At 63.1% G+C, this 18,671-nt stretch carries 22 protein-coding genes; 6 read left to right on the top strand and 16 right to left on the bottom strand.

All coding sequences use genetic code 11. The annotated features are described in order from the left end of the window. Nucleotides 1-350: 350 nt before the first annotated feature. Both NKK51_RS26225 and NKK51_RS26220 read right to left on the bottom strand, forming a co-directional pair. Nucleotides 351-812, bottom strand: coding sequence for a DUF6644 family protein (locus NKK51_RS26225; RefSeq protein WP_352555069.1), 462 nt, complete (start codon nucleotides 810-812; stop codon nucleotides 351-353). Beyond that, on the bottom strand, nucleotides 813-1,196 hold the full coding sequence (locus tag NKK51_RS26220) for a DUF6152 family protein (RefSeq protein WP_352555068.1): 384 nt from the start codon (nucleotides 1,194-1,196) through the stop codon (nucleotides 813-815). It abuts the gene before it with no gap. 211 nt (nucleotides 1,197-1,407) lie between these two features. Between NKK51_RS26220 and NKK51_RS26215 the strand changes: the two genes are divergently transcribed. After that, nucleotides 1,408-1,728 carry a DUF1476 domain-containing protein gene (locus tag NKK51_RS26215; protein WP_352555067.1) on the top strand — a complete coding sequence of 107 codons (321 nt, stop codon included), beginning with the start codon at nucleotides 1,408-1,410 and terminating at the stop codon, nucleotides 1,726-1,728. 200 nt (nucleotides 1,729-1,928) lie between these two features. On the opposite strand, the gene NKK51_RS26210 is transcribed toward NKK51_RS26215, so the two are convergent. After that, nucleotides 1,929-2,483 carry a DUF4142 domain-containing protein gene (locus NKK51_RS26210; RefSeq protein WP_352440425.1) on the bottom strand — a complete coding sequence of 185 codons (555 nt, stop codon included), beginning with the start codon at nucleotides 2,481-2,483 and terminating at the stop codon, nucleotides 1,929-1,931. 210 nt (nucleotides 2,484-2,693) lie between these two features. Continuing rightward, nucleotides 2,694-3,437: a DUF899 family protein gene (locus NKK51_RS26205; RefSeq protein ID WP_352555066.1), complete on the bottom strand. Its 744-nt coding sequence runs from the start codon at nucleotides 3,435-3,437 to the stop codon at nucleotides 2,694-2,696. 145 nt (nucleotides 3,438-3,582) lie between these two features. On the opposite strand from NKK51_RS26205, the gene NKK51_RS26200 reads away from it, so the two are divergent. Further along, nucleotides 3,583-3,918 (top strand): hypothetical protein, encoded by a 336-nt coding sequence (locus tag NKK51_RS26200; protein WP_127399076.1) that lies wholly within the window; start codon nucleotides 3,583-3,585, stop codon nucleotides 3,916-3,918. A 13-nt stretch (nucleotides 3,919-3,931) separates the two neighbouring features. Here the strand turns inward: NKK51_RS26200 and NKK51_RS26195 are convergent, their stop codons facing one another. From NKK51_RS26195 to NKK51_RS26175, 5 genes are all read right to left on the bottom strand, one after another. Beyond that, nucleotides 3,932-4,756: a carbohydrate ABC transporter permease gene (locus NKK51_RS26195; protein WP_352555065.1), complete on the bottom strand. Its 825-nt coding sequence runs from the start codon at nucleotides 4,754-4,756 to the stop codon at nucleotides 3,932-3,934. A gap of 1 nt (nucleotide 4,757) precedes the next feature. Next, entirely contained in the window at nucleotides 4,758-5,720 is a 963-nt protein-coding gene (locus NKK51_RS26190; RefSeq protein WP_023809716.1) for a carbohydrate ABC transporter permease, read from the bottom strand. 46 nt (nucleotides 5,721-5,766) lie between these two features. Then, complete coding sequence (locus tag NKK51_RS26185; protein WP_352555064.1) at nucleotides 5,767-7,035, bottom strand: ABC transporter substrate-binding protein; 1,269 nt, start codon at nucleotides 7,033-7,035, stop codon at nucleotides 5,767-5,769. A gap of 251 nt (nucleotides 7,036-7,286) precedes the next feature. After that, a complete protein-coding gene (locus NKK51_RS26180; protein WP_352555063.1) occupies nucleotides 7,287-7,775 on the bottom strand; it encodes a GNAT family N-acetyltransferase in 489 nt (162 codons plus the stop codon). 5 nt (nucleotides 7,776-7,780) lie between these two features. Next, nucleotides 7,781-8,686 carry a transglycosylase SLT domain-containing protein gene (locus tag NKK51_RS26175; protein WP_352555062.1) on the bottom strand — a complete coding sequence of 302 codons (906 nt, stop codon included), beginning with the start codon at nucleotides 8,684-8,686 and terminating at the stop codon, nucleotides 7,781-7,783. 181 nt (nucleotides 8,687-8,867) lie between these two features. Here NKK51_RS26175 and NKK51_RS26170 point away from each other — a divergent pair, with 181 nt between their 5' ends. Continuing rightward, nucleotides 8,868-9,437 carry a methylated-DNA--[protein]-cysteine S-methyltransferase gene (locus tag NKK51_RS26170; RefSeq protein WP_023809720.1) on the top strand — a complete coding sequence of 190 codons (570 nt, stop codon included), beginning with the start codon at nucleotides 8,868-8,870 and terminating at the stop codon, nucleotides 9,435-9,437. Nucleotides 9,438-9,741: 304 nt separating this feature from the next. Here the strand turns inward: NKK51_RS26170 and NKK51_RS26165 are convergent, their stop codons facing one another. After that, nucleotides 9,742-10,131: a nuclear transport factor 2 family protein gene (locus NKK51_RS26165; protein WP_352555061.1), complete on the bottom strand. Its 390-nt coding sequence runs from the start codon at nucleotides 10,129-10,131 to the stop codon at nucleotides 9,742-9,744. A gap of 1 nt (nucleotide 10,132) precedes the next feature. Continuing rightward, complete coding sequence (locus tag NKK51_RS26160) at nucleotides 10,133-11,035, bottom strand: MBL fold metallo-hydrolase (protein ID WP_352555060.1); 903 nt, start codon at nucleotides 11,033-11,035, stop codon at nucleotides 10,133-10,135. A 157-nt stretch (nucleotides 11,036-11,192) separates the two neighbouring features. On the opposite strand from NKK51_RS26160, the gene NKK51_RS26155 reads away from it, so the two are divergent. Further along, nucleotides 11,193-12,083: a LysR family transcriptional regulator gene (locus NKK51_RS26155; protein ID WP_164892914.1), complete on the top strand. Its 891-nt coding sequence runs from the start codon at nucleotides 11,193-11,195 to the stop codon at nucleotides 12,081-12,083. A gap of 26 nt (nucleotides 12,084-12,109) precedes the next feature. Here the strand turns inward: NKK51_RS26155 and NKK51_RS26150 are convergent, their stop codons facing one another. Further along, a complete protein-coding gene (locus NKK51_RS26150; RefSeq protein WP_023809723.1) occupies nucleotides 12,110-12,439 on the bottom strand; it encodes a hypothetical protein in 330 nt (109 codons plus the stop codon). Between the two features lie 276 nt (nucleotides 12,440-12,715). On the opposite strand from NKK51_RS26150, the gene NKK51_RS26145 reads away from it, so the two are divergent. Next, nucleotides 12,716-12,928 (top strand): cold-shock protein, encoded by a 213-nt coding sequence (locus tag NKK51_RS26145; RefSeq protein WP_010910991.1) that lies wholly within the window; start codon nucleotides 12,716-12,718, stop codon nucleotides 12,926-12,928. Between the two features lie 236 nt (nucleotides 12,929-13,164). Here the strand turns inward: NKK51_RS26145 and NKK51_RS26140 are convergent, their stop codons facing one another. The 3 genes from NKK51_RS26140 to NKK51_RS26130 all read right to left on the bottom strand — a co-directional run bounded on the left by NKK51_RS26140 (nucleotide 13,165) and on the right by NKK51_RS26130 (nucleotide 15,650). After that, nucleotides 13,165-13,773 carry a glutathione S-transferase family protein gene (locus tag NKK51_RS26140; RefSeq protein ID WP_352555059.1) on the bottom strand — a complete coding sequence of 203 codons (609 nt, stop codon included), beginning with the start codon at nucleotides 13,771-13,773 and terminating at the stop codon, nucleotides 13,165-13,167. Nucleotides 13,774-13,911: 138 nt separating this feature from the next. Next, nucleotides 13,912-14,760 (bottom strand): EAL domain-containing protein, encoded by an 849-nt coding sequence (locus tag NKK51_RS26135; RefSeq protein WP_352555058.1) that lies wholly within the window; start codon nucleotides 14,758-14,760, stop codon nucleotides 13,912-13,914. After that, on the bottom strand, nucleotides 14,757-15,650 hold the full coding sequence (locus NKK51_RS26130) for an EAL domain-containing protein (protein ID WP_352555057.1): 894 nt from the start codon (nucleotides 15,648-15,650) through the stop codon (nucleotides 14,757-14,759). Before NKK51_RS26130 ends, NKK51_RS26135 begins: the two co-directional genes overlap by 4 nt. Before the next feature lie 206 nt (nucleotides 15,651-15,856). Here NKK51_RS26130 and NKK51_RS26125 point away from each other — a divergent pair, with 206 nt between their 5' ends. After that, on the top strand, nucleotides 15,857-17,059 hold the full coding sequence (locus tag NKK51_RS26125; protein WP_352555056.1) for a pyridoxal phosphate-dependent aminotransferase: 1,203 nt from the start codon (nucleotides 15,857-15,859) through the stop codon (nucleotides 17,057-17,059). Between the two features lie 90 nt (nucleotides 17,060-17,149). On the opposite strand, the gene NKK51_RS26120 is transcribed toward NKK51_RS26125, so the two are convergent. Continuing rightward, nucleotides 17,150-18,667, bottom strand: coding sequence for an MFS transporter (locus NKK51_RS26120; protein ID WP_352555055.1), 1,518 nt, complete (start codon nucleotides 18,665-18,667; stop codon nucleotides 17,150-17,152). Between the last annotated feature and the right edge of the window lie 4 nt (nucleotides 18,668-18,671).

Here is an 18,671-nt window from a genome sequence, read left to right as displayed (position 1 = left end):
ATCAACATGGACGACCTGCGCGAGCACAAGAAGCTCGCTCTACGCCAAGCCGCATGACCAGCTTCATGATCGCCCATTTTGCAGAACTTGACGCACACAACCCGAAGAAGGACCCCCACCCTAACCCTCCCCACAAGGGGGAGGGAACGCTGCCGCGTGCCTTTAAATTCTTCTTTGGCGCCGAAAGACAGGCGATTTGTCTAGGTCAGCGCCAACGGAAGTCTCCCTCCCCCTTGTGGGGAGGGGCTAGGGGTGGGGGTCCTCTTCGCAAAAAAACTGTAGGTGACAACCCAGTGATTCAGGGAGCTTATCCCGGCGCTGGCGGAACCCAGTGCCGGCGCTCACTCTAATCAGAGAAAACCGATGAACCGTCCGGCGAAAAGCACGGAAGTCCACAGCAGCATCGAAAGCACGGCCAAAGCGGTCCCACCCGCCGGCGTGTCGCCGCCCGTTGCGCGGCGCAAGCGCGTGAAGACGAGGAAGTTCATGCCAGCGAGAAGGATGAGTGCCATCTTGGCGAGGAAAACCGGCATCGCCGCATAGGTGCTCGCCTTGACGGAAAACAGCAGCGAGCCCGTGACGAGCGCACCCACGAATGCCGCCAAAGCGGTGCGGCGCAGCAGCGCGACGAACGCCGCATGCGGCAGCGAGCGGAAAGCACCGCAGATCCTGAGGTCCATGAGAACGACGCTGGTCAGCAGCGCGCCGATCGACATGATGTGCAGCGCATTGACGATGGGGTAGGCAATGAAGGAGCCCTTCAGCCACCGCGCCAACGCAAGGTGCTCGATGCCGGCGAGGAGCTCGGCCATCTACGCCGGCGGCACATGGTTGGGATAGACATCATATGTCTTGCCGCCGACGATGACGCGGACGGCTTTCATGCGCTTTTCGGTCTCGTCGACCGAGCGGTTGCCGATCGCGGTCACCTCGTCGCCGACCTTGGCAACCTCCTCCGTGAAGCCGGCTGCGATCGTGCGGGATGGCGGCGCCATCTCCACCCGCCAGGCCTCTCCCTCCGCGTCGACATCCAGCGTGGCGTGCGGATTGCCGATATAGATGGCCGTGATCTTGCCCCTGAGTTCGAAAAACCCGTCCTGCGTCCACGACCAGCCATGATGGGCATAGGCCGCGGTGCCGGCGGCAAGGATCACGGCCGCCGTCAGCAAGACGCCGCGAATTCCGTTGAACTGCATCGCTCGTCTCCTCGGTTCATCCAGAGGCATTCGAGAGTAGGACACAGCACGGCAACGTCAAATCACATCGGGCGAAGACCACCGCCGCCAGGCGCCCGCTCAATCACCGGCGACCTTGCCTTGCTAATGACATCCATGCGCGCCACTCTCGCCTCTCCTGCCGTTCTTCCCCCAGGCTGAAGACCGGACTCACATCCAAACGAGGCAAACCATGAGCAGCATGAGAGACCGTCAGGAAGGCTTCGAAAAGAAGTTTGCGATGGACGAGGAAACGAAGTTTAGGGCCATGGCGCGCCGCAACAAGCTGCTCGGCCTGTGGGCCGCCGAAAAGCTCGGCAAATCCGGTGCGGACGCCGACGTCTATGCGAAGGAAGTGGTGCACGCCGACTTCGAAGAGGCCGGCGACAACGATGTGTTCCGCAAGGTCCGCGCCGATTTCGACGCGGCAGGCATCGCCCAGTCGGATGCCCAGATACGCACCGCCATGGAAGAACTGCTGGTGACCGCGGTCGAGCAGATCAGATCGACCTGAGCGCCGCTCAGCCTTGATCGGTATAGGGCGTGCCGTCCTTGAGGCACAGGGCCACATTGTGGTGTTGGTTTGCCAAGCGGGCTGGCTTCCATGGTAGCGCTCTACGGGCCCCCCTCTGTCCTGCCGGACATCTCCCCCTCAAGGGGGGAAATTGGCAGTTTTTGAGGGGGCGCCGTAGAGCACAGACCTTAAACCGCCGCCTAACCCTGATGCGCGGCCGCCAGTTCCTTCACGTGCTTTTCGTGCATCTGCAGCGTCGGCAGGGTTTTCTTGGCGAATTCCTTCATCGCCGGGTCGTCGCCGGATTGCGCATAGCCGCTGAACAGCGCGACGGCTTCCTTGTGGGCGTTGGTCTGCATTTCGATGTATTTCGCCTGGAACTGATCGCCGCTGGCGCTCTTCAACTCATCGAGCATCTTCTGCTCCTTGGGCTGCAGGGCCGGACCGGACGGCGCTGTGGCCGAGGTTGTCTGGCCTTGGGCAAGCGCCGCCTTGAATTCCTCGCCGGCCTTGGTGTGATCGGCGATCATCTGTTTGGCAAACGCCTTGACGTCGGCGTCGGTCGCCTTCTGCTCGGCGAGCTTGCTGGACTCGATCTCGAACTCATTGGCGCTCGGCACCGTCTTGATGAAGGTCGAAGTGTCGACCTTCGTCGTCGTGGCGAGCGGCGTGGTCGTGGCGGTCGTGTTCGACTGGGCAAAGGCCGGCGCGCCGGCAAGCAATGCTGCTGCGGTCAGAATGGTAAGCGTTTTCATGGCATGTCTCCGGTTGGAATTGTCCCTCGGACAATCCAACGTCGCTTGGGCACTCCGGTTGCAGGTCATGAGGAAGAAGCCTGCGCATGTCGCCTCAATCGCCCCACCGTATCCGTGCCTGACTCGAACGCTCGCCGATGCCCTCGTGCGAGCCAGCCATGGGACTCATGTTCCGAAAATTGAAACGCGGCGGCTGACCAGAGCTGCCTTTCAGTGGCAAGACGCCTCGCCATATTGCAACTGCTCGTTCCAGTTCGGGCGGCCTTCAGGCGTGAAATCCATCAGGTTCCACAGCGTTTCGCAGGTACCAAGGCCGCGTGGGTCCTGGCCCGGCTCCGTCGGTGCGAAATCCAGTTCCGAGCTCCAGAAATGGCGTATGCCGTCGCCGTCGCGGTGGAACACCGAGAGCAGCGGGATCTGTGAGCCGTCGGCCGCCTCCGCATTGTAGTCGCGCTTGAAGCTGTTGGAAGCCGAAGACACCAGCCGCATGTTGCGCCAGCCCCGGTCGCGGCCGAGCGTGACCAGGTTTTCGAGCGCGGTCTTGCCCACCACCGCGAAATTGAAGCCGGCGGCCTGGAGATGCCCGACGGCGCCGTCGAACTGATCGAGCAATGCCGTGCAGGACGGACATGGCTGGTCCGGTCGGGCAAGCTTCGCCGTGCCGCCGCTGGTCGCCACATCGCGCTTCTCCTGCGGGTGACGCGGGAACATCATGTTGTAGAGGATCAGCGTATCCTTGCCCGGCGCGAACAGCTCCGAAAGCTTAATCTTGGCCGGCCTTCGATCGGTATCCAGCCCGTCGAACTCATAGTCCTGACGGATCAGCCCGCCCGGCGGCAGCGCGCGCCGGGCCTCGGCGACCTCTTCCATGACGCGGCGCAGCTCGATTTCCTTGCGCAGCAGTTTTTCGCGCGCGGTGCGGTATTTCGCGGATTCGTTAGGAAAGGTGATCATGATCGGCTCCTTCAAGTCGCGGCGCCGGCGTCCCGGCGCGGTTGCTCTGCGACCCAAGGACGTTTGGCGGCGATCGGTCCCGACATTCATTGCGCCTGGCGAGATGTCGCAATACCTGTTCGGGCAGCGTGATCCGGGGAACAACATGCACGACGACGAGATCGATCTGCGCTGCCCGCAAGTGGTGGCCGACAATGCCGCCAAGGGCCTCAGGCTGCGCGGAGAATTCGGCCGCGGCGGCACCGAGATCGGCGTGGCCCGCGCCACCGAGCTGAAGAACCGGGAAAAGCTCGCGCCCTCCACCATCCGCCGCATGGTCAGCTATTTCGCCCGCCACGAGATCGACAAGCGCGGCAGAAACTACGGCAATGAGCAAAACCCTTCGGCCGGTTACATTGCCTGGCTGCTGTGGGGCGGCGACGAAGGCCGCGCCTGGGCGCTGGAGCTCAAGCAGAAGATCGGCAACGCACCGGACATCTGAGCGTTTCGCCCCCTCACCCCTTGACCCCGCCGGCGGTGAGGCCGGAGACGATCTTGCGCTGGAAGATCAGCACCAGCACCACCAGCGGCACCGTGACGATCACCGAGGCCGCCATGATGTTGCCCCATGGGATCTCGAATTGCGAGTTGCCGGAGAGCAGCGCGATCGCCACCGGCACGGTCCGCTGTGCGTTGTTGGAGGTGAAGGTCAGCGCGAACAGGAACTCGTTCCACGCGCCGATGAAGGCCAGCAGCCCGGTGGTTGCCAGCGCCGGCCACATCAGCGGCAGGAAGACCCGCGTGATGATGATCCACGGCGTCGCGCCGTCTAGGATCGCCGCCTCCTCGACCTCGACCGGCAGGTCCCGGACGAAGGTGGTGAGCACCCAGACGGTGAACGGCAAGGTGAAGATCATGTAGGAGAAGATCAGCGCGAACAGCGAATTGTAGAGGCCGAACAGGCGGACCAGTTCGAACAGCCCGGCCAGCAGCGCCACCTGCGGGAACATCGACACCGACAGGATGATGAACAGCAGGGCCGAGCGACCGCGAAAGCGAATGCGCGCCAGCGCATAGGCTGATGTGACGCCGAGCAACAGCGACAACGCGACGACTGCGCCGGAGACGAAGAGCGAGTTCGCGAGGTTGCGCACGAAGCTGCCCTCGGTCAGCACATTCCGGTAATTGGCAAGACTGATCGTCGTCGGCCACAGATCGGCCCGGAACAGGTCGGTCCCCGATTTCAGGCTGGTGACGATGGCGTAGTAGAACGGGAACACGGCGACGAAGACGATGACCGCGACCAGCAGGTAAAAGGCCGTGCGCTTCAGGATCCACATGTCAGCGGCCTCCGTCCAGGCTGATCCGACCGATCCGGATGGTGACGATGGTGAGCAAAGCGAGGATCAGGAAGAGCAAGGTCGAGGCGGCGGAGCCATAGGCGAACTTGTCGAACTCGAACAGGTTCTCGCGGGCGAACACCGACATCGACTTGGTGTGCACATTGTTGGGCGTCAGCACATAGATCAGGTCGAAGATGCGCAGTGCATCGAGCGCGCGGAAGATCACGGCCACCATCAGCGCGGGGCGGATGAGCGGCAAGGTCACCCGCCAGAAGATCTGCCAGGGGTTGGCGCCGTCGAGCCTGGCGACCTCGATGATCTCCCTCGGCAGCATCTGCAGCGCGGCCAGGATGAGCAGCGTCATGAATGGTGTCGCCTTCCAGATATCGACGATGAGGACCGCCGCCATCGCCGTGTCGGCGTTGGCCGTCCAGGCGATCTTGGCGCTGATCAGGCCGAGGTTGAGCAACACGACATTGATGATGCCGAACTGGTCGTTGAGCATCCATTGCCACATCTTCGCCGAGACGATCGTCGGGATCGCCCAGGGGATCAGGATCGCTGCCCTGACGATGCCGCGGCCGGCGAATTCCGCGTTGAGAACCAGGGCAACGATGGTGCCGAGGATGGTCTCGCAGGTCACCGAAATCACTGTGAAACGAACCGTGTTCCAGACGGCACGCCACCAGACCGGATCGACGAGCAACCCGTCATAGAGGGTCCGGCCGCTCGGCATGCTGAACACCGAGAAATAATTGGCGAAGCCGACCCATTGGCGCGCATCGAGATCGGCCAGCGAGGCATCGGTGAAGCTGAAATAGACCGTGCGGGCAAGCGGCCAGCCGGCCGCCGCGGCGAGCACCAGCAGCATTGGCGCCAGGAAAAGCCACGCCGAGCGAACGCGCTGCGCCGTCAACTGCGAGTGCGCGGCCCTGGCTGTTTCCGGTTCCGTCCCTGTCATCTCGCTCCGCTCGTTGCGGTCCCGCCGGGTGGCTGTCCCAGTATCGTCACCAGCCTCGGCCCTTCAACTTGCTCAGCATCGCTTCGAGGTCGGCCAGATTGTCGGCGGCAGTGCCGTCGCCCGACAGCGTGTTGTGAACGGCGTTCCAGAACTGGCTCGACGCCTCGTTGTATTTGATCCTGGTCGCGGCCGAGGGGCGCGGCACCGCATCGAGAAAGATCTGCTTCCAGCGCGGAACGATCGGCTGTTGCCTGGCGATGTCAGCATCGTCATACAGCGCCTGGATGGTCGGCAGGTTGGACGTCTTCAGCGTGCGGTATTTCTGCATCGCGGGCGAGGCGATGAACTTGATCAGCTCGATCGCGGCATCCGGATGCTTCGAATATTTGGAAACGGCGAGGTTCCAGCCGCCCATGGTCGCGACCGGTCGGGCGCCCTCGCCCGTGCCGGCGGGCAGCGGCGCCACGTCGAACTTGCCCTTAATCGGCGAGCCCTCGCCGTTGCCGAGCGCGTAGGCATAGGGCCAGTTGCGCATGAACACCGCATTGCCTGTCTGCCAGACGCCGCGCGATTCCTCTTCCTGGTAGGCGAGCACGCCGGGCGGCGCGATGGTCCCGACCCAGCCCTTGACCATGTCGAGCACCGCCGCCGCTTGGCTGTTGTTGACGGAGATGGTGCCGTCCGGCTCGATGATCTGGCCGCCGCCATTCGACATCACCCATTCGAGCGCGTCGCAGGTCAGCCCCTCATAGGCATTGCCCTGAAAGACGAAGCCCCAGATATCCCGATTGCCAGCCGCACGCTCCTTGTCCATGACCAGCTTGGCGGTGTCGGCCAGTTCCTTCCAGGTGGCCGGCACCTTGGCGCCATATTTGTCGAGGAGATCCTTGCGGTAGTAGAGCGCCGGCGCATCGGTAAAGATCGGCAAGGCGACGAGCTTGCCGTCGACGGTCTGCGACTGGATGATCGACGGGAAATGCTCAGCCACGATATCCTTGGTCGCTGCGGTCAAATCCACGAGCTGGCTGGCGAGTTGCGGCGCCCAGATCACATCCGTCTGGTAGACGTCGATGTCGCTGTTTCCGGCGGCAAGCCAAAGCCGGTACTGGCCGAACTGGTCGGTCCCGGACGCCGGCATGACGACGATGCCGACCTTGTTGCCGCTGTCTTTCTCGTAACGGTCGAGGATCTCGCGCAGCACCTTGATGCCATCGCCGGTGTCGCCCGACACGATCGACAAATCGACGGCCCATGCTGGCGTGCCAGCGAGCATGGCAGCGATGCCGACCGCAAGGAATGCGTGAGAAAACGTCATGGTGGTGGATGTCCCTCCGCAGCCGGTGACGGAAAATCCTCCCACGCGCCGGCAGCTTGTCAGGCCCTCACCTCCCATTAAATGCGAAGCGGCGCTTTTGGGTTCCCAAATCATGCCGTTCCTGCTTGGGCGACATGCATCAGGGTGTGTTGAGATTCAGGTCAGGCAACTATGGGTGCTTCGGCCGGCGAAGGCCGGAAGCGCAGGGAACCGTCGCTTGCAGGCCGGCATCACCTGAATATCCGCACACCCTAGCCTTCCCAGGCGACAGGCATCATGCCCAGCCGCTCATAGAGCCGGACGGCGGCGGGATTCTCGACGGTGTTGGTCTTGAGGTCGACATGATCGGCGCGGCGTTCGCGAAAAACGGCGAAGGCGTGCCACATCAGCGCTTCGGCAACACCCTTGCCGCGCGCCTCGGGATGAACGGCGAGATCCTTGACGAAGGCGCGGGTCCAGCACAGTGCCGCCGCCGCCAGCCGGCCCTTGGCGTCGATGACGAGGAAGCACAGCGCCGGGTCGAATTCGGGATCGTCCGCGATACGCGGCCACCACTCGTCGAACGGGCCATCGGCGCCATCATCGAACACTTCGGTCAACAGCGCATGCAGGGCGGGCGCGTCCCCGGGCTCGAAGCTGCGCATGACAAAACCCTCCGGCCAATGTGGCGGAACCAGCGTCTCGTCGAGGATTTTGCGCAGCCGGATGTCGTTCAAAGCCGGCGGGCGCGGTTCAGGCATCGCGCTCAGGCGTCGGGCTGCAGGCGGCGGCGCTGGCGGTCGCGGCCAAGGCCGGTCGCCTCGAGCAGGCCCTTGCGCTTGGCGTCGTAATAATAGCCGGTCTGGTAGAGCCAGTCGGCCTTCTTGGCGTTGCCGCCGGCCACCAGCCAGGCGCCGCGCAGATATTTCACCGCGTATTTCAGATTGGTATCGGCGTCGAACAGGCCCTTGGCCGGCCCGTCATAGCCCATGCCGCGCGCCGTCGCGTGCTTGATCTGCATCAGTCCCCAATGGCCGTTGTTGTAGGCTTTCGGGTTGAAGGTGCTCTCGCGGTTGACGACATGGCGCACCAGATCCACCGGCACCTGATAGATCGCCGCATATTTCTCGATCAGCCGCTCGACATCGCCACGCACGCCCGTCGTGTGTTCTTCTTGCACGGGCCCTGCCGGGAACTGGACCAGGGCCGCCGGGTTCTGCGGCACGACATAGGCGACCTGCTGGACGCCCGGCATGCGATCGCCCTTGGCGGTTGCCGGTATGACCAGCCCCGCGGTCGTATAGGTCTCGGCCGCCTTGACCGGCTCGCTCGCCTTTGCCGGCGGCGGCGCCTGCCAGGCATTGGCGGTCATCACCGCGGGCACGGCTGGTGCCGCCGGTGTCGATCCGGCAAAAGCGGCGGTCGCGGCAGCCGGCTGTGCTGTGGGATCGAGCGGCAGTTCGGCCGTCTGAGCGGGGGCGATTCCCGATGATTCCGGCAGCACCGAAACCGTCTCCGGCAGAGGCACGGTGAAGCCGGCGTCAGTGCCGGCGACGGTCGCTGTTTCGGTGAGAGCAGGCGCGGACTTCATCTGCGAGGTCGACGTGCAGCCGCTGATGCCGGCGGCGGCCAGGATCACGCCGATCGCGATAAGGTTGAGTTTTGCTGGCAAGCCGCGCTCGGGTCCGGTTTGTCGGGTTGTTAAGAAATCCCTTACACCAGCGATTCAGGCCGGGCAATCGGGGCGATCAGGTGGTTTTCGGGTGGCGAGACGCAGGCGGTGGTGCCATATTGTTCCGGATATGTACTGTGACGAATCCCGGATTTCGCCACTTTGCGGGAAGGAGCGCATCATGGTCACGACAGCTTCGATCACGGCCGGCCACGCAGTGTTAGAAACAGTGATCGGTTTCATGGGCATTGCCTGGAGCGAAAAGGGCCTGATCCGGCTCTGCCTGCCCGAACGCAGCCGCGAAGCGGTGGAGCGGCGCCTGCTGCGCCATGGCGGCGTTTCCACCTCCACGGCGCAGCCGCCATGGGTGGTCGAGCTGATCGCAGCGATCAAGGCCTATGCGGCGGGCGAGGACATCGATTTCTCCGCCGTGCCGGTCGATCTCGACGGCGTCGACGATTTCCGCCTCGCCATTTACGACGCGGCGCGAAAACTCTCCTTCGGCGAAACCACCACCTATGGTGAGCTGGCCAAAACCGCCGGCCATGCCGGGCTCGCCCGCGAAACCGGGGCCGCCCTTGGCGCCAATCCGGTGCCGCTGGTCATCCCTTGCCATCGCATCCTTGCCGCCGGCGGCAAGATCGGCGGCTTCTCGGCGCCCGGCGGATCGATCACCAAGGAGAAGATGCTGGCCATGGAAGGCGTGCGCGTCGGCCCGCTGCCACCGGCGCAGGTGTCGTTCGGGTTTTGAACGGCGGCCGGTGCTGGCAGTAAGCCGGGATCAGTACATCGATCGCCTGTTGACCGGGTTGGCGGGCACCGGCTTCCAACGCGGAAAATATCCACGATGACCGTCTCTGGCGTGTCAGCCGTTTTCGGCTGAACGACCTGGGGCATGACAAGATCGCCTTGGGCGATCACCCGCTTGAAGTCGACCGCCTGTTTCGGCCAATGGGCAACTCCCATCTTTTCCAGAAGCTGCCTGACCGAGTCGCGACCGTCCGTCATCGTCGGGTTTAAGTTGCAGCATGGATGTCTCCCTGGTTGCGTCGGTGTCAGTTCAGTGCGCGCGCGACGAGGACCGTATCGACATACTGCCGCATGCGGATGATCTTGCCGTCCCGCAGTTCGTAGAGATGAGCGAAGGGGGCCGTCATGGATTTTCCCGTCGCCTTGTATGTACCGGAATACACGCCGAAGGCCGCCACCCGGTCGCCATCGGCAATGAAACTGTGCACGGCGGCGTGGTATCCGGTCCACTCCGAGCCGAGCCGCTTGAAAACACCCTGCATCAGGGCCTCGACGCCGATATAGGTGCCGGCATAGGGAAACCCTTCCGCCTCGGTCCATTCGATGTCGGCGGAAAGAACGGCCAGCAGATTGCGGCCGTTCTCCTCGGAAGTTCCCTCGTAGGTTCTACGGATCAAATCGAGGTTCGTCGCCATCTCAGCCCCACTTCATCTCGCCCTTGGCGACCTTGGATCCGACATCGAGGGCGACGCCCATACCGAGGCCGGGGAAGCGGGCCTCCATGGCCGACTTCAACGCGGCGCTGTCTGCCGCCTTGCCCAGTTCTTCCTCGAAGGTGATGAGATAGGACTTGGTGAACTCCACCGCCGAAGGACCGATCGCGGCATCGGGGGCCATGTGGCCAGGCACCACGACAGCGGGCTTGCGGGCGGCAATCGCGTCCAGCGTCTTGATCCAAGCGGCGCGGCTCTCCCTGGTCTGCGTGTCGGCGGTCCAGACATGAACGCCCGAGAAGATCATCACTCCGCCGAAAACGGCATTGAGCGACGGCACGAACAGATAGCGGCGGTTGGCCAATCCTTCTTCCGCATTGACGATCTCGACAGTCTCGCCATCGACGGTCAGCGTTGCGCCGTCGAATGCCTCGGGGAAGACGATGTCGGACAGCGCCTGCGGGCCATTTTCCTTCAATTGCGGACCCCAGACGGCGAGCTTCTTCTCCACATTGCCCTTGATGGCTTCCAGCGTGGCGGAGGCGGCGATCACTTTCGCCTCCGGGAAGGCGTCCCGCACCGGCTTCAGGCCGAAGTAGTAATCGGGATCGGACTGAGTGACGTAGATGGTGGTCAGCTTCTTGCCGTTGGCCTTGATGGCATCGGCGAGCGCTTTGCCGTCCGGATAGGTGAAGCCGCCATCGATCAACAGGGCTTCGCTCGGCCCCGACAGCAGCACCGGCGCACGGAAGAAGCCGTTTGGACCCGCCGGGAAGTGTTTCCAGCCAAGCTTGGCGCCGGCGGCTCGGCCGCTGCCGATGGGAGCGAAAACGGCGGTTGCGCCGAGAGCCAATGAGGTCTTCATGATCTGTCTCCTCGTGAGCATGGAATGTCTCCGTTGAATGAAAGGGATCGGATGCGGCTACGCACCCGCCGGCCGCAGGGCGGACGGTGGAACGGCACGGTAGGCCCTCTGGATTTAATCAATAAATTGGCTATAATAATACAAACTGTATGTTGAAAGCTTACAATGAGCCTTCGTGGTGGAATCGATAAACCTCAATCGCCTCGCCTATTTTGCCACCGTGGTCGACGCCGGTTCCTTCACCCGCGCGGCCGAGCGGCTTGGCATCACGAAAACAGTCGTCAGCCAACAAGTCGCTCGCCTCGAGGCTGAGCTGCGGACCACGCTTCTCGTTCGCACGACGCGAAGGGTCGAGCCGACGGAAGCAGGCCGTCTTCTGCATGCACGCTGCGTTCTGATCCTGCGGGATGTCGAAGAAGCGATCGCCGAGGTTGGCGAGGCCAACGCCGAGGTGGCCGGTGTGCTGCGTGTTTCCGCGTCCAATGATTATGGCGCGATCGTGCTGGCCCCGATCGCCGCCCGCTTTCGCCAGAAATTTCCTGCCTGCGGCGTCGAACTGCTCATTTCCGATGCCATAATTGACTTGATCGACAACAAGATAGACCTGTCCATCCGGGTCGGCTGGCTGGAGGACTCCAGCCAGCAGGCGCGCCGCATCGGCACCTTCCGGCAAATCCTGGTCGCGTCGCGGGATTTCGCCGCCGGGATCAGAGTAGACAAGCCAGAAGACCTTTCTTCCTTACCGCTCGTTGCCAATGCCGTGCTTCGCAAGCCGTTCACCTGGAACTTCACCCGAGGCGGTTTCGAGCCGCGCACCATCACCCTGCGCGAGGCATTCTCCATCAACTCGACGCCGGCTGTGCTGGAAGCGACGCTCGCCGGGGGCGGACTGGCAGTTCTGCCGGACTATCTGGTCGTCGACCACCTATCGCAAGGCCGCCTCGTCCACGTGCTCCCCGACTGGGTGCTGCCCTCCGGCGGCATTCACGTGGTCTATCCGGCAGCGCGCTTTCGCCCGCAAAAGGTGACGCAATTTGTGTCCATGCTCACAGAACACATCCGGGATTGAGAGCAATGGCTGCCGGTCGATAAGCGCTAGTTGTTGTGGAAGAACCGCCGGCGGAAATGCCGGTCATTGTCCGGCCGCTTACAGTTGTAGACCGGGCAGGACTTTGTGTCGGCGCTCGGCACGTAGGCCCGTGTCCTCACCTCGCCCATGCTGCAGAATCGCTGGCTCTGTACATAGCGGTCGTAGAGCGGCAGCCCAGGCACCCGCTTCGACTGATAGCGCAGGATGACGGCCCCTTGCCGGGCGATCGTCCCCTGAACCTTGCCGCAGCTCATACGCGTCGGGTCGTAGCGCGAGATCGCCTGCGCCTGAGCGGCGACAAGCGTGAGGCAGGCGGCAAGCAGAATGATTTTCATGGTCGTCTCCCCTGATCCGCCGCTCGAGAACAGCGTGATCTGCCGCAACGTTTTCAGCAGATTGGGGCAGCCGTTGGGCAGCGCTCGATCACGGCTTTCTCACGCAGTCTTGTATTTTATGCGAAACCAGCCTATATGCCTTCCATTGATATTTCGGCCGATCGATCCGGGCCTCGCGATCTTCGCGTTTGCTGACGTCTATCTCCAAAATCTCGATGCACACCGGCTGGACTTCGGTCCGGTCAATCTAAAGCAAATGTTGAAGGACTATCTAAAATGGCAACAGGAACGGTCAAGTGGTTCAACGCCACCAAGGGCTTCGGCTTCATTCAGCCTGACGCGGGCGGCGCGGACGTTTTCGTCCATATCTCCGCTGTCGAGCGTGCTGGACTGTCGACCCTGGTCGAAGGCCAGAAGATCAACTTCGAGATCGAGCAGGACCGCCGCACTGGCAAGTCGTCCGCTGGATCTCTGAGCAAGGCAGCCTGATTTTGCGAAGTGCGCGCGCCGGGCGAGAGCTCGGGGCGCGCGGCAAGTCACGGATGTACTGACAGTCGCGCGAGAAGCGCGCTGGAGCGGAAAGACCCGACAAGCTGGATCAGCAGATAGCTGCCAGCCCGGACCCGACGCTCCCGATCAGGCTACCAAGCATGGAAGGCGGGATTTATCCCGCCTTTTTGCTGTCTGGAGATCGGCGCCGCAGGCGATACGACCACCGGCGTTACTTACTCCACCCAATCGATCGGCACATGCCCCGGATCGGCCTCTACCCGGCCAAGCCAGGCCGCCACCGCCGGATAGGCGTCGAGCTGGAAACCACCCTGCTCCGCCGTATGCGTATAGGCATACAGCGCGATGTCGGCGACGCTGAGCGTGCTGCCGGAAAAGAAAGCATTGTTTTCCAGATGCCTGTTCATCACGCCGAGCGCCTTGTTGCCGCGCTCCAGCGTCACCGCCAGCCGCTCCGGCGTGGCATCCCCAGCACGTTCGGGGAAGGTCAGCAGCGCCTTGCGCACGGCAATGTAGGGCTCGTGGCTGTATTGTTCGAAGAACAGCCATTGATAGGCGAGCCCACGCTCATATCTGTCGACCGGCAGGAAGCGTGTGCCTTCGGCGAGATAGAGCAGGATGGCGTTGGATTCGGCCAGCCGCCGGCCATCGTCGAACTCGAGCAGCGGCACCATAGCGTTCGGATTCTTGGCGACAAAGTCGGCTTTGCGCGTATCGCCGGTGTGCGAACTCACTTCGACATTGGTAAAGCCAAGGCCAAGCTTGGCCATCAGCAGGCGCGGCTTGTAACAATTGCCGCTGTCGATCATGCCGTAAAGTATCATGGCTGTTCCCCGGAGCACTGTCTCCGCGCGATTATCGCAGCGGCGGCGGTCTCAACCAATGATTTGTTTTGGTACGACGATCAGCGCCGCTGATGCAAAGCGTCCAAGGACGCTCACGGCACCAATTGTCGGCATGCCCTAGCCAAAGAGGGGCACGACCTTGCTGTCCCGGCCCAGCAGCGCATCGATGACCAGCGGCTTTTCCTCGAATACCGTGCCGGCAAGTGCGGGACGGGCGAGGAGAAAACCCTGCAGCAGGTCGACGCCGCCTTCGAGCGCGACGCGCAGATGGGTGGGCTGCTCGATGCCTTCGACCAGCACCTTGGCGCCGCGGTCATGCAGGCTGGAAACCAGCGGGCGGAAGAACCGTTCGGCGGCAGCGTGACGGCAGAACTCCGCGAACCAGGTGCCGTCGATCTTGACGATGTCGGGCTTGAGCAGGCTCACCCGCTCTTCGGTCGAGTGCCCGGAGCCGAAATCGTCGATGGCGATGCGGATGCCGTCGCGCCGCATTTCGCGCACCAGCCGCGTGAGAAGCGCATCGTCGGCCGCCTGTTCGGTGATTTCGCAGACCAGCATGGCCGACGCCAGGCCGAACTCGCCGAGATGCCTGGTCATCAGGCGAATTTCGGCCAGTGCCCGCCCGGCATGGTCATTGATCAACGGATTGTAGTTGAAGAACAGGTCGAGCCCGTCGACGCCGATGTTGCGGAAATTCCTGAGATGCAGCGCCCGGCACATGCTTTCCACAAACAGCCGGTCCGAGACGGCAACGCTTTCAAAGAACATCTTTGGCGCGCCGGGGCGGCCGGCACGGTGCGGCTCGATCAGGGCTTCGGCCGCCACCGCGTGAAGGAACCGGCCGCGCGGCGCGAAAATCGGCTGGTAGGCACTGCGCAGCCGGAACTCGCCATATATGCCGTATTCGATGCCGACTTCGTCGACCTGGATCGCATCGCCGACATTGCGCCGCCGATCATCTCTCATGTCGCCACCCGGCGCCCGAAGGCCTTGACCGGCCGCGCCGAAGGCGTTGCCACGGCAGGAGCAGACGTGTCGACGGCAGCAGCGACAGGCGCCTGTCTGGCCATGCCGAAGACGCCAAAGCTGGTCGGCGCCAATTCGGGCCGCGCCAGCACGAAACCCTGCACCATCGACGCACCCGATTTCTCGGCGAGCTCCAGTTGCCAGCCCTCCTCGATGCCTTCGAACACCGTATGGATGCCTTGCTCCTCGAAGTTCTTCACCATGGTGGTCAGCAACGCGAAGCCGGCGCCGGACTCCATCAGCTGCGTGATCCAGTAGGCATCGAACTTGACGATATCCGGCTTCAACTCCTTGACCCGATTGATGTCGGAATCGTCGGCGCCATAATCGTCGACGGCGATGCGAAAACCGTTGGCCCTCAGTGCCGCGACGAAGCCGTGCAAGGCTTCCTGCGACGCCGACCGCTGCTCGGTCACCTCGCAGACGACGCGGCGCGGATCGATGCCGGCCTCATGCAGCACCAGCCGCATTTCGCGCAAGGCGGCGTCGGCAACGGTGCGTTCGGTGAACACCGACGGGTCGAAATTGACGAAGATCGACGCTTCCCGCGGCAGGCAGGCACCGGCGTTGAGAAGATGCAGCGTCCTGGTCAGCGCCTCGATATGCAGGCGGTCGGCGGCCGGGCAGGTCGAGAAGAAATTCATCGGCGATTGCGGCTCGCCGTCGCGGAACGGCCGGATCAGCCCTTCGAACGCGACCACCGATAGCTTGCCTTCCTTGAAAGCGAAGATCGGCTGGAAGGCGCTTTGCAGCGTGTAGATGCCCCAGACACCGGTGGAGGTGCCGTCGTCCTGGCGGATGATGTGGGCAAGCCCGACGCTGCGCGACACGGTTCCTCGCTCCGCAATTGGTCTGTGATCCTGCCACTCAAGCCTCTACCGCTCGTTAATGAATTTATTGTTGCCGACCGGGTCCCGATCACGGCTCCTTGAGACCTGGATCAGCCGACAATGCTTGCGTTGCGCGAAATCATGCGACATGAGAAGCGCCGCGGCCGCTTCCGGACGCGCCGATCTTCCATGGAGACGTCAAGCTCATGGCCTTTCTTGCCGACACCCTTTCCCGCGTGAAGCCTTCCGCCACCATCGCGGTCACGCAGAAAGCGCGCGAGCTGAAAAATGCCGGCCGTGACATTATCGGGCTTGGCGCCGGCGAACCGGATTTCGACACGCCAGACAACATCAAGAATGCGGCGATTGCGGCAATCCACCGTGGCGAAACCAAGTATCCGCCGGTTTCGGGCATCGTGCCGCTGCGCGAGGCGATCGCAAAAAAGTTCAAGCGCGAGAACAATCTCGACTACAAGCCCGAGCAGACCATAGTCGGCACCGGCGGCAAACAGATCCTGTTCAACGCCTTCATGGCGACGCTGAACCCCGGCGACGAGGTCATCATTCCTCGCCCCTACTGGGTCAGCTACCCCGAGATGGTGGCGATCTGCGGCGGCACCTCCGTGTTTGCCGACACCTCGATCGACGATGGCTTCAAGCTGACCGCTTCCGTGCTGGAAAAGGCGATCACGCCGAAGACCAAATGGCTGCTGATGAACTCGCCGTCGAACCCGTCGGGCGCTGCCTATACCGAGGCCGAACTGCGCGCACTGGCCGACGTGCTGTTGAGGCATCCGCATGTCTGGACGCTGACCGACGACATGTACGAGCACCTGACCTATGGCGATTTCGTCTTCAAGACCATCGCCGAGGTCGAGCCTAAGCTCTACGAGCGCACGCTGACCATGAACGGCGTGTCGAAAGCCTATGCAATGACCGGCTGGCGCATCGGTTATGCGGCGGGTCCGGTTCAACTGATCAAGGCGATGGACATGATCCAGGGTCAGCAGACATCGGGCGCCTGCACCATTGCGCAATGGGCATCCGTCGAGGCGCTGAATGGCCCGCAGGATTTCATCGCCAAAAACAAGGCGATCTTTCAAGGCAGGCGCGACCTTGTCGTGTCGATGCTCAACCAGGCACGCGGCATCACCTGTCCGTCGCCGGAAGGCGCCTTCTATGTCTATCCCTCCTGCGCCCAGCTGATCGGCAAGAAGACCAAAGCTGGCAGGCTGATCGACACCGACGAGACCTTCTGCTCGGAACTGCTCGAAGCCGAGGGCGTCGCGGTGGTGTTCGGCTCGGCCTTCGGCCTTGGGCCCAACTTCCGCATCTCCTACGCGACCTCGGAGAGGCTTCTGGAAGAAGCCTGCACACGCATCCAGCGTTTTACGGCTTCGCTGACCTGACCGACGCACTATGAACGCGAAAAACCCCGAAGGTTGTATCCAACTTTCGGGGGTCAGTTCATCACCGCCGTTTTTAATGGGTCGTCAGCCTCACGCCTCGTGCTTGGTCTCTTTGGCAGAGCGCGCTTCGGCCGGCGCCAACACGGCAACCAGCAGTGCGGCGGTGAGGAACGCGCCGATCGCTGCCATCAGCATCGCGGCGTGGAAGCCGCCGGCATAAGCGGCAGCATAGAGTTCATGCACGCGGCTTTCGCCCATCGCCGCATCGGTTGCGAAATCATGCCGCGAAATTGCAGCACGGGCCATCGCTTCCGCGTCGGCGACACCGGCATCGCCGAGATACCCGGTCAAAAGGTTGGTCGCCCGCATGCTCATCAAGGCGCCGAGCAAGGCGATGCCGATGGCAAGACCGCTCTGGCGGGTGGCATTGATGACCGCCGACACCATGCCCGAGCGTTCGCGCGGCGCATAGGACATGGCCGCGGCGCTGCCGGTCGGGATTGCAAGCGCATTGCCGAGACCGCCAATGGCGAACAGAAGGCACAGCATCGCATAGGGCGTCGAAGGACCGGCCCAGCACATGCCGAGCATGGACAGGCCGATAGCAACATAGCCGATGGTCATCAGCGCGGAGTGACCATAGCGCGCGCTCAGCTTGCCGATCCATGGCGATACCACGATCTGAACGATGAAGGCCGGCGCCATGCGCAGGCCGGTCTGCGTCGGCGACCAGCCCTGCACCTGCTGCAGGAACATCGAGAAGAAGAAGACGCTGGAATAGGAGGTGAAGCCGAGCGCGAACGAAGCGACATTGGCGACGGCGAAGCGAACGTCACGGAACAGGCCAAGCGGCAGCATCGGCCGTGCCGTGCGCGCCTCGAAGCCGAGGAAAGCAGCCAGGCCGACGACGCCGGCGATGAGCGCCGCGACCGTCCTTGGCTCGCCCCAGCCATTCTCGCCGGCCGAGATCAGGCCAAAGGTCAGCGCCCCCAGCCACAGGATGCTGAGAGCCAGGCCGACGAGATCGAGATGGGCATGTTCGGGATGCGCCGTCTCGTTGATCGAAGCAGCACCGAGCGCGATCGTGATCAAGCCAAGCGGCAGGTTGATCAGGAAGATGCTTTGCCAGCCGACGGTCTCGACCAGGATGCCACCGAGGACGGGACCAACGAGCAGGGAGATGGCGGCGAACGACGCCCAGCCGCCAATGACGCCGGCGCGCTGGCGCGCATCGGGAAAGGCCTGCGTCAGGATCGACAGCGCGCCCGGAATGAGCAGCGAGCCGGCGATGCCCTGTACGACCCGGCCGGCCAGCAGCACCGGCAGATTGGGCGCGACGGCGCAGATCAGCGAGCCGGCCACGAAGATGCCGACGCCGGCCAGCCACGAGCGCTTGCGGCCGTAGCGGTCGCCGATCAGGCCCGACGACAGCATGAAGGCGGACAGGCACAGCGTGTAGGCATCGACCACCCATTGCAGGCCGCCGAAATCGGTCCGCAGCGCCTGCTGGATGGTCGGCAGCGCGACATTGACGATGCTGACGTCGAGCAGAGCCACGAACGAACCAAGATAGACAGCGGCGACCAGGGGCAAACGGTGCTTTGACATGGCT

Origin of the sequence: Mesorhizobium sp. M0011 (genome assembly GCF_040324155.1) — a bacterium.
GTDB lineage: Bacteria > Pseudomonadota > Alphaproteobacteria > Rhizobiales > Rhizobiaceae > Mesorhizobium.
Note: the sequence above shows the minus strand (reverse complement) of the source record. Positions and strands in the feature narration are given on the sequence as shown.

Excerpts from the sequence above, each read along its gene's own strand:
- NKK51_RS26225 (WP_352555069.1), bottom strand. The coding sequence starts at position 812 with ATGGCCGAGCTCCTCGCCGGCATCGAGCACCTTGCGTTGGCGCGGTGG.
- NKK51_RS26220 (WP_352555068.1), bottom strand. The coding sequence starts at position 1,196 with ATGCAGTTCAACGGAATTCGCGGCGTCTTGCTGACGGCGGCCGTGATC.
- NKK51_RS26215 (WP_352555067.1), top strand. The coding sequence starts at position 1,408 with ATGAGCAGCATGAGAGACCGTCAGGAAGGCTTCGAAAAGAAGTTTGCG.
- NKK51_RS26210 (WP_352440425.1), bottom strand. The coding sequence starts at position 2,483 with ATGAAAACGCTTACCATTCTGACCGCAGCAGCATTGCTTGCCGGCGCG.
- NKK51_RS26205 (WP_352555066.1), bottom strand. The coding sequence starts at position 3,437 with ATGATCACCTTTCCTAACGAATCCGCGAAATACCGCACCGCGCGCGAA.
- NKK51_RS26200 (WP_127399076.1), top strand. The coding sequence starts at position 3,583 with ATGCACGACGACGAGATCGATCTGCGCTGCCCGCAAGTGGTGGCCGAC.
- NKK51_RS26195 (WP_352555065.1), bottom strand. The coding sequence starts at position 4,756 with ATGTGGATCCTGAAGCGCACGGCCTTTTACCTGCTGGTCGCGGTCATC.
- NKK51_RS26190 (WP_023809716.1), bottom strand. The coding sequence starts at position 5,720 with ATGACAGGGACGGAACCGGAAACAGCCAGGGCCGCGCACTCGCAGTTG.
- NKK51_RS26185 (WP_352555064.1), bottom strand. The coding sequence starts at position 7,035 with ATGACGTTTTCTCACGCATTCCTTGCGGTCGGCATCGCTGCCATGCTC.
- NKK51_RS26180 (WP_352555063.1), bottom strand. The coding sequence starts at position 7,775 with ATGCCTGAACCGCGCCCGCCGGCTTTGAACGACATCCGGCTGCGCAAA.
- NKK51_RS26170 (WP_023809720.1), top strand. The coding sequence starts at position 8,868 with ATGGTCACGACAGCTTCGATCACGGCCGGCCACGCAGTGTTAGAAACA.
- NKK51_RS26165 (WP_352555061.1), bottom strand. The coding sequence starts at position 10,131 with ATGGCGACGAACCTCGATTTGATCCGTAGAACCTACGAGGGAACTTCC.
- NKK51_RS26160 (WP_352555060.1), bottom strand. The coding sequence starts at position 11,035 with ATGCTCACGAGGAGACAGATCATGAAGACCTCATTGGCTCTCGGCGCA.
- NKK51_RS26150 (WP_023809723.1), bottom strand. The coding sequence starts at position 12,439 with ATGAAAATCATTCTGCTTGCCGCCTGCCTCACGCTTGTCGCCGCTCAG.
- NKK51_RS26145 (WP_010910991.1), top strand. The coding sequence starts at position 12,716 with ATGGCAACAGGAACGGTCAAGTGGTTCAACGCCACCAAGGGCTTCGGC.
- NKK51_RS26140 (WP_352555059.1), bottom strand. The coding sequence starts at position 13,773 with ATGATACTTTACGGCATGATCGACAGCGGCAATTGTTACAAGCCGCGC.
- NKK51_RS26135 (WP_352555058.1), bottom strand. The coding sequence starts at position 14,760 with ATGAGAGATGATCGGCGGCGCAATGTCGGCGATGCGATCCAGGTCGAC.
- NKK51_RS26125 (WP_352555056.1), top strand. The coding sequence starts at position 15,857 with ATGGCCTTTCTTGCCGACACCCTTTCCCGCGTGAAGCCTTCCGCCACC.
- NKK51_RS26120 (WP_352555055.1), bottom strand. The coding sequence starts at position 18,667 with ATGTCAAAGCACCGTTTGCCCCTGGTCGCCGCTGTCTATCTTGGTTCG.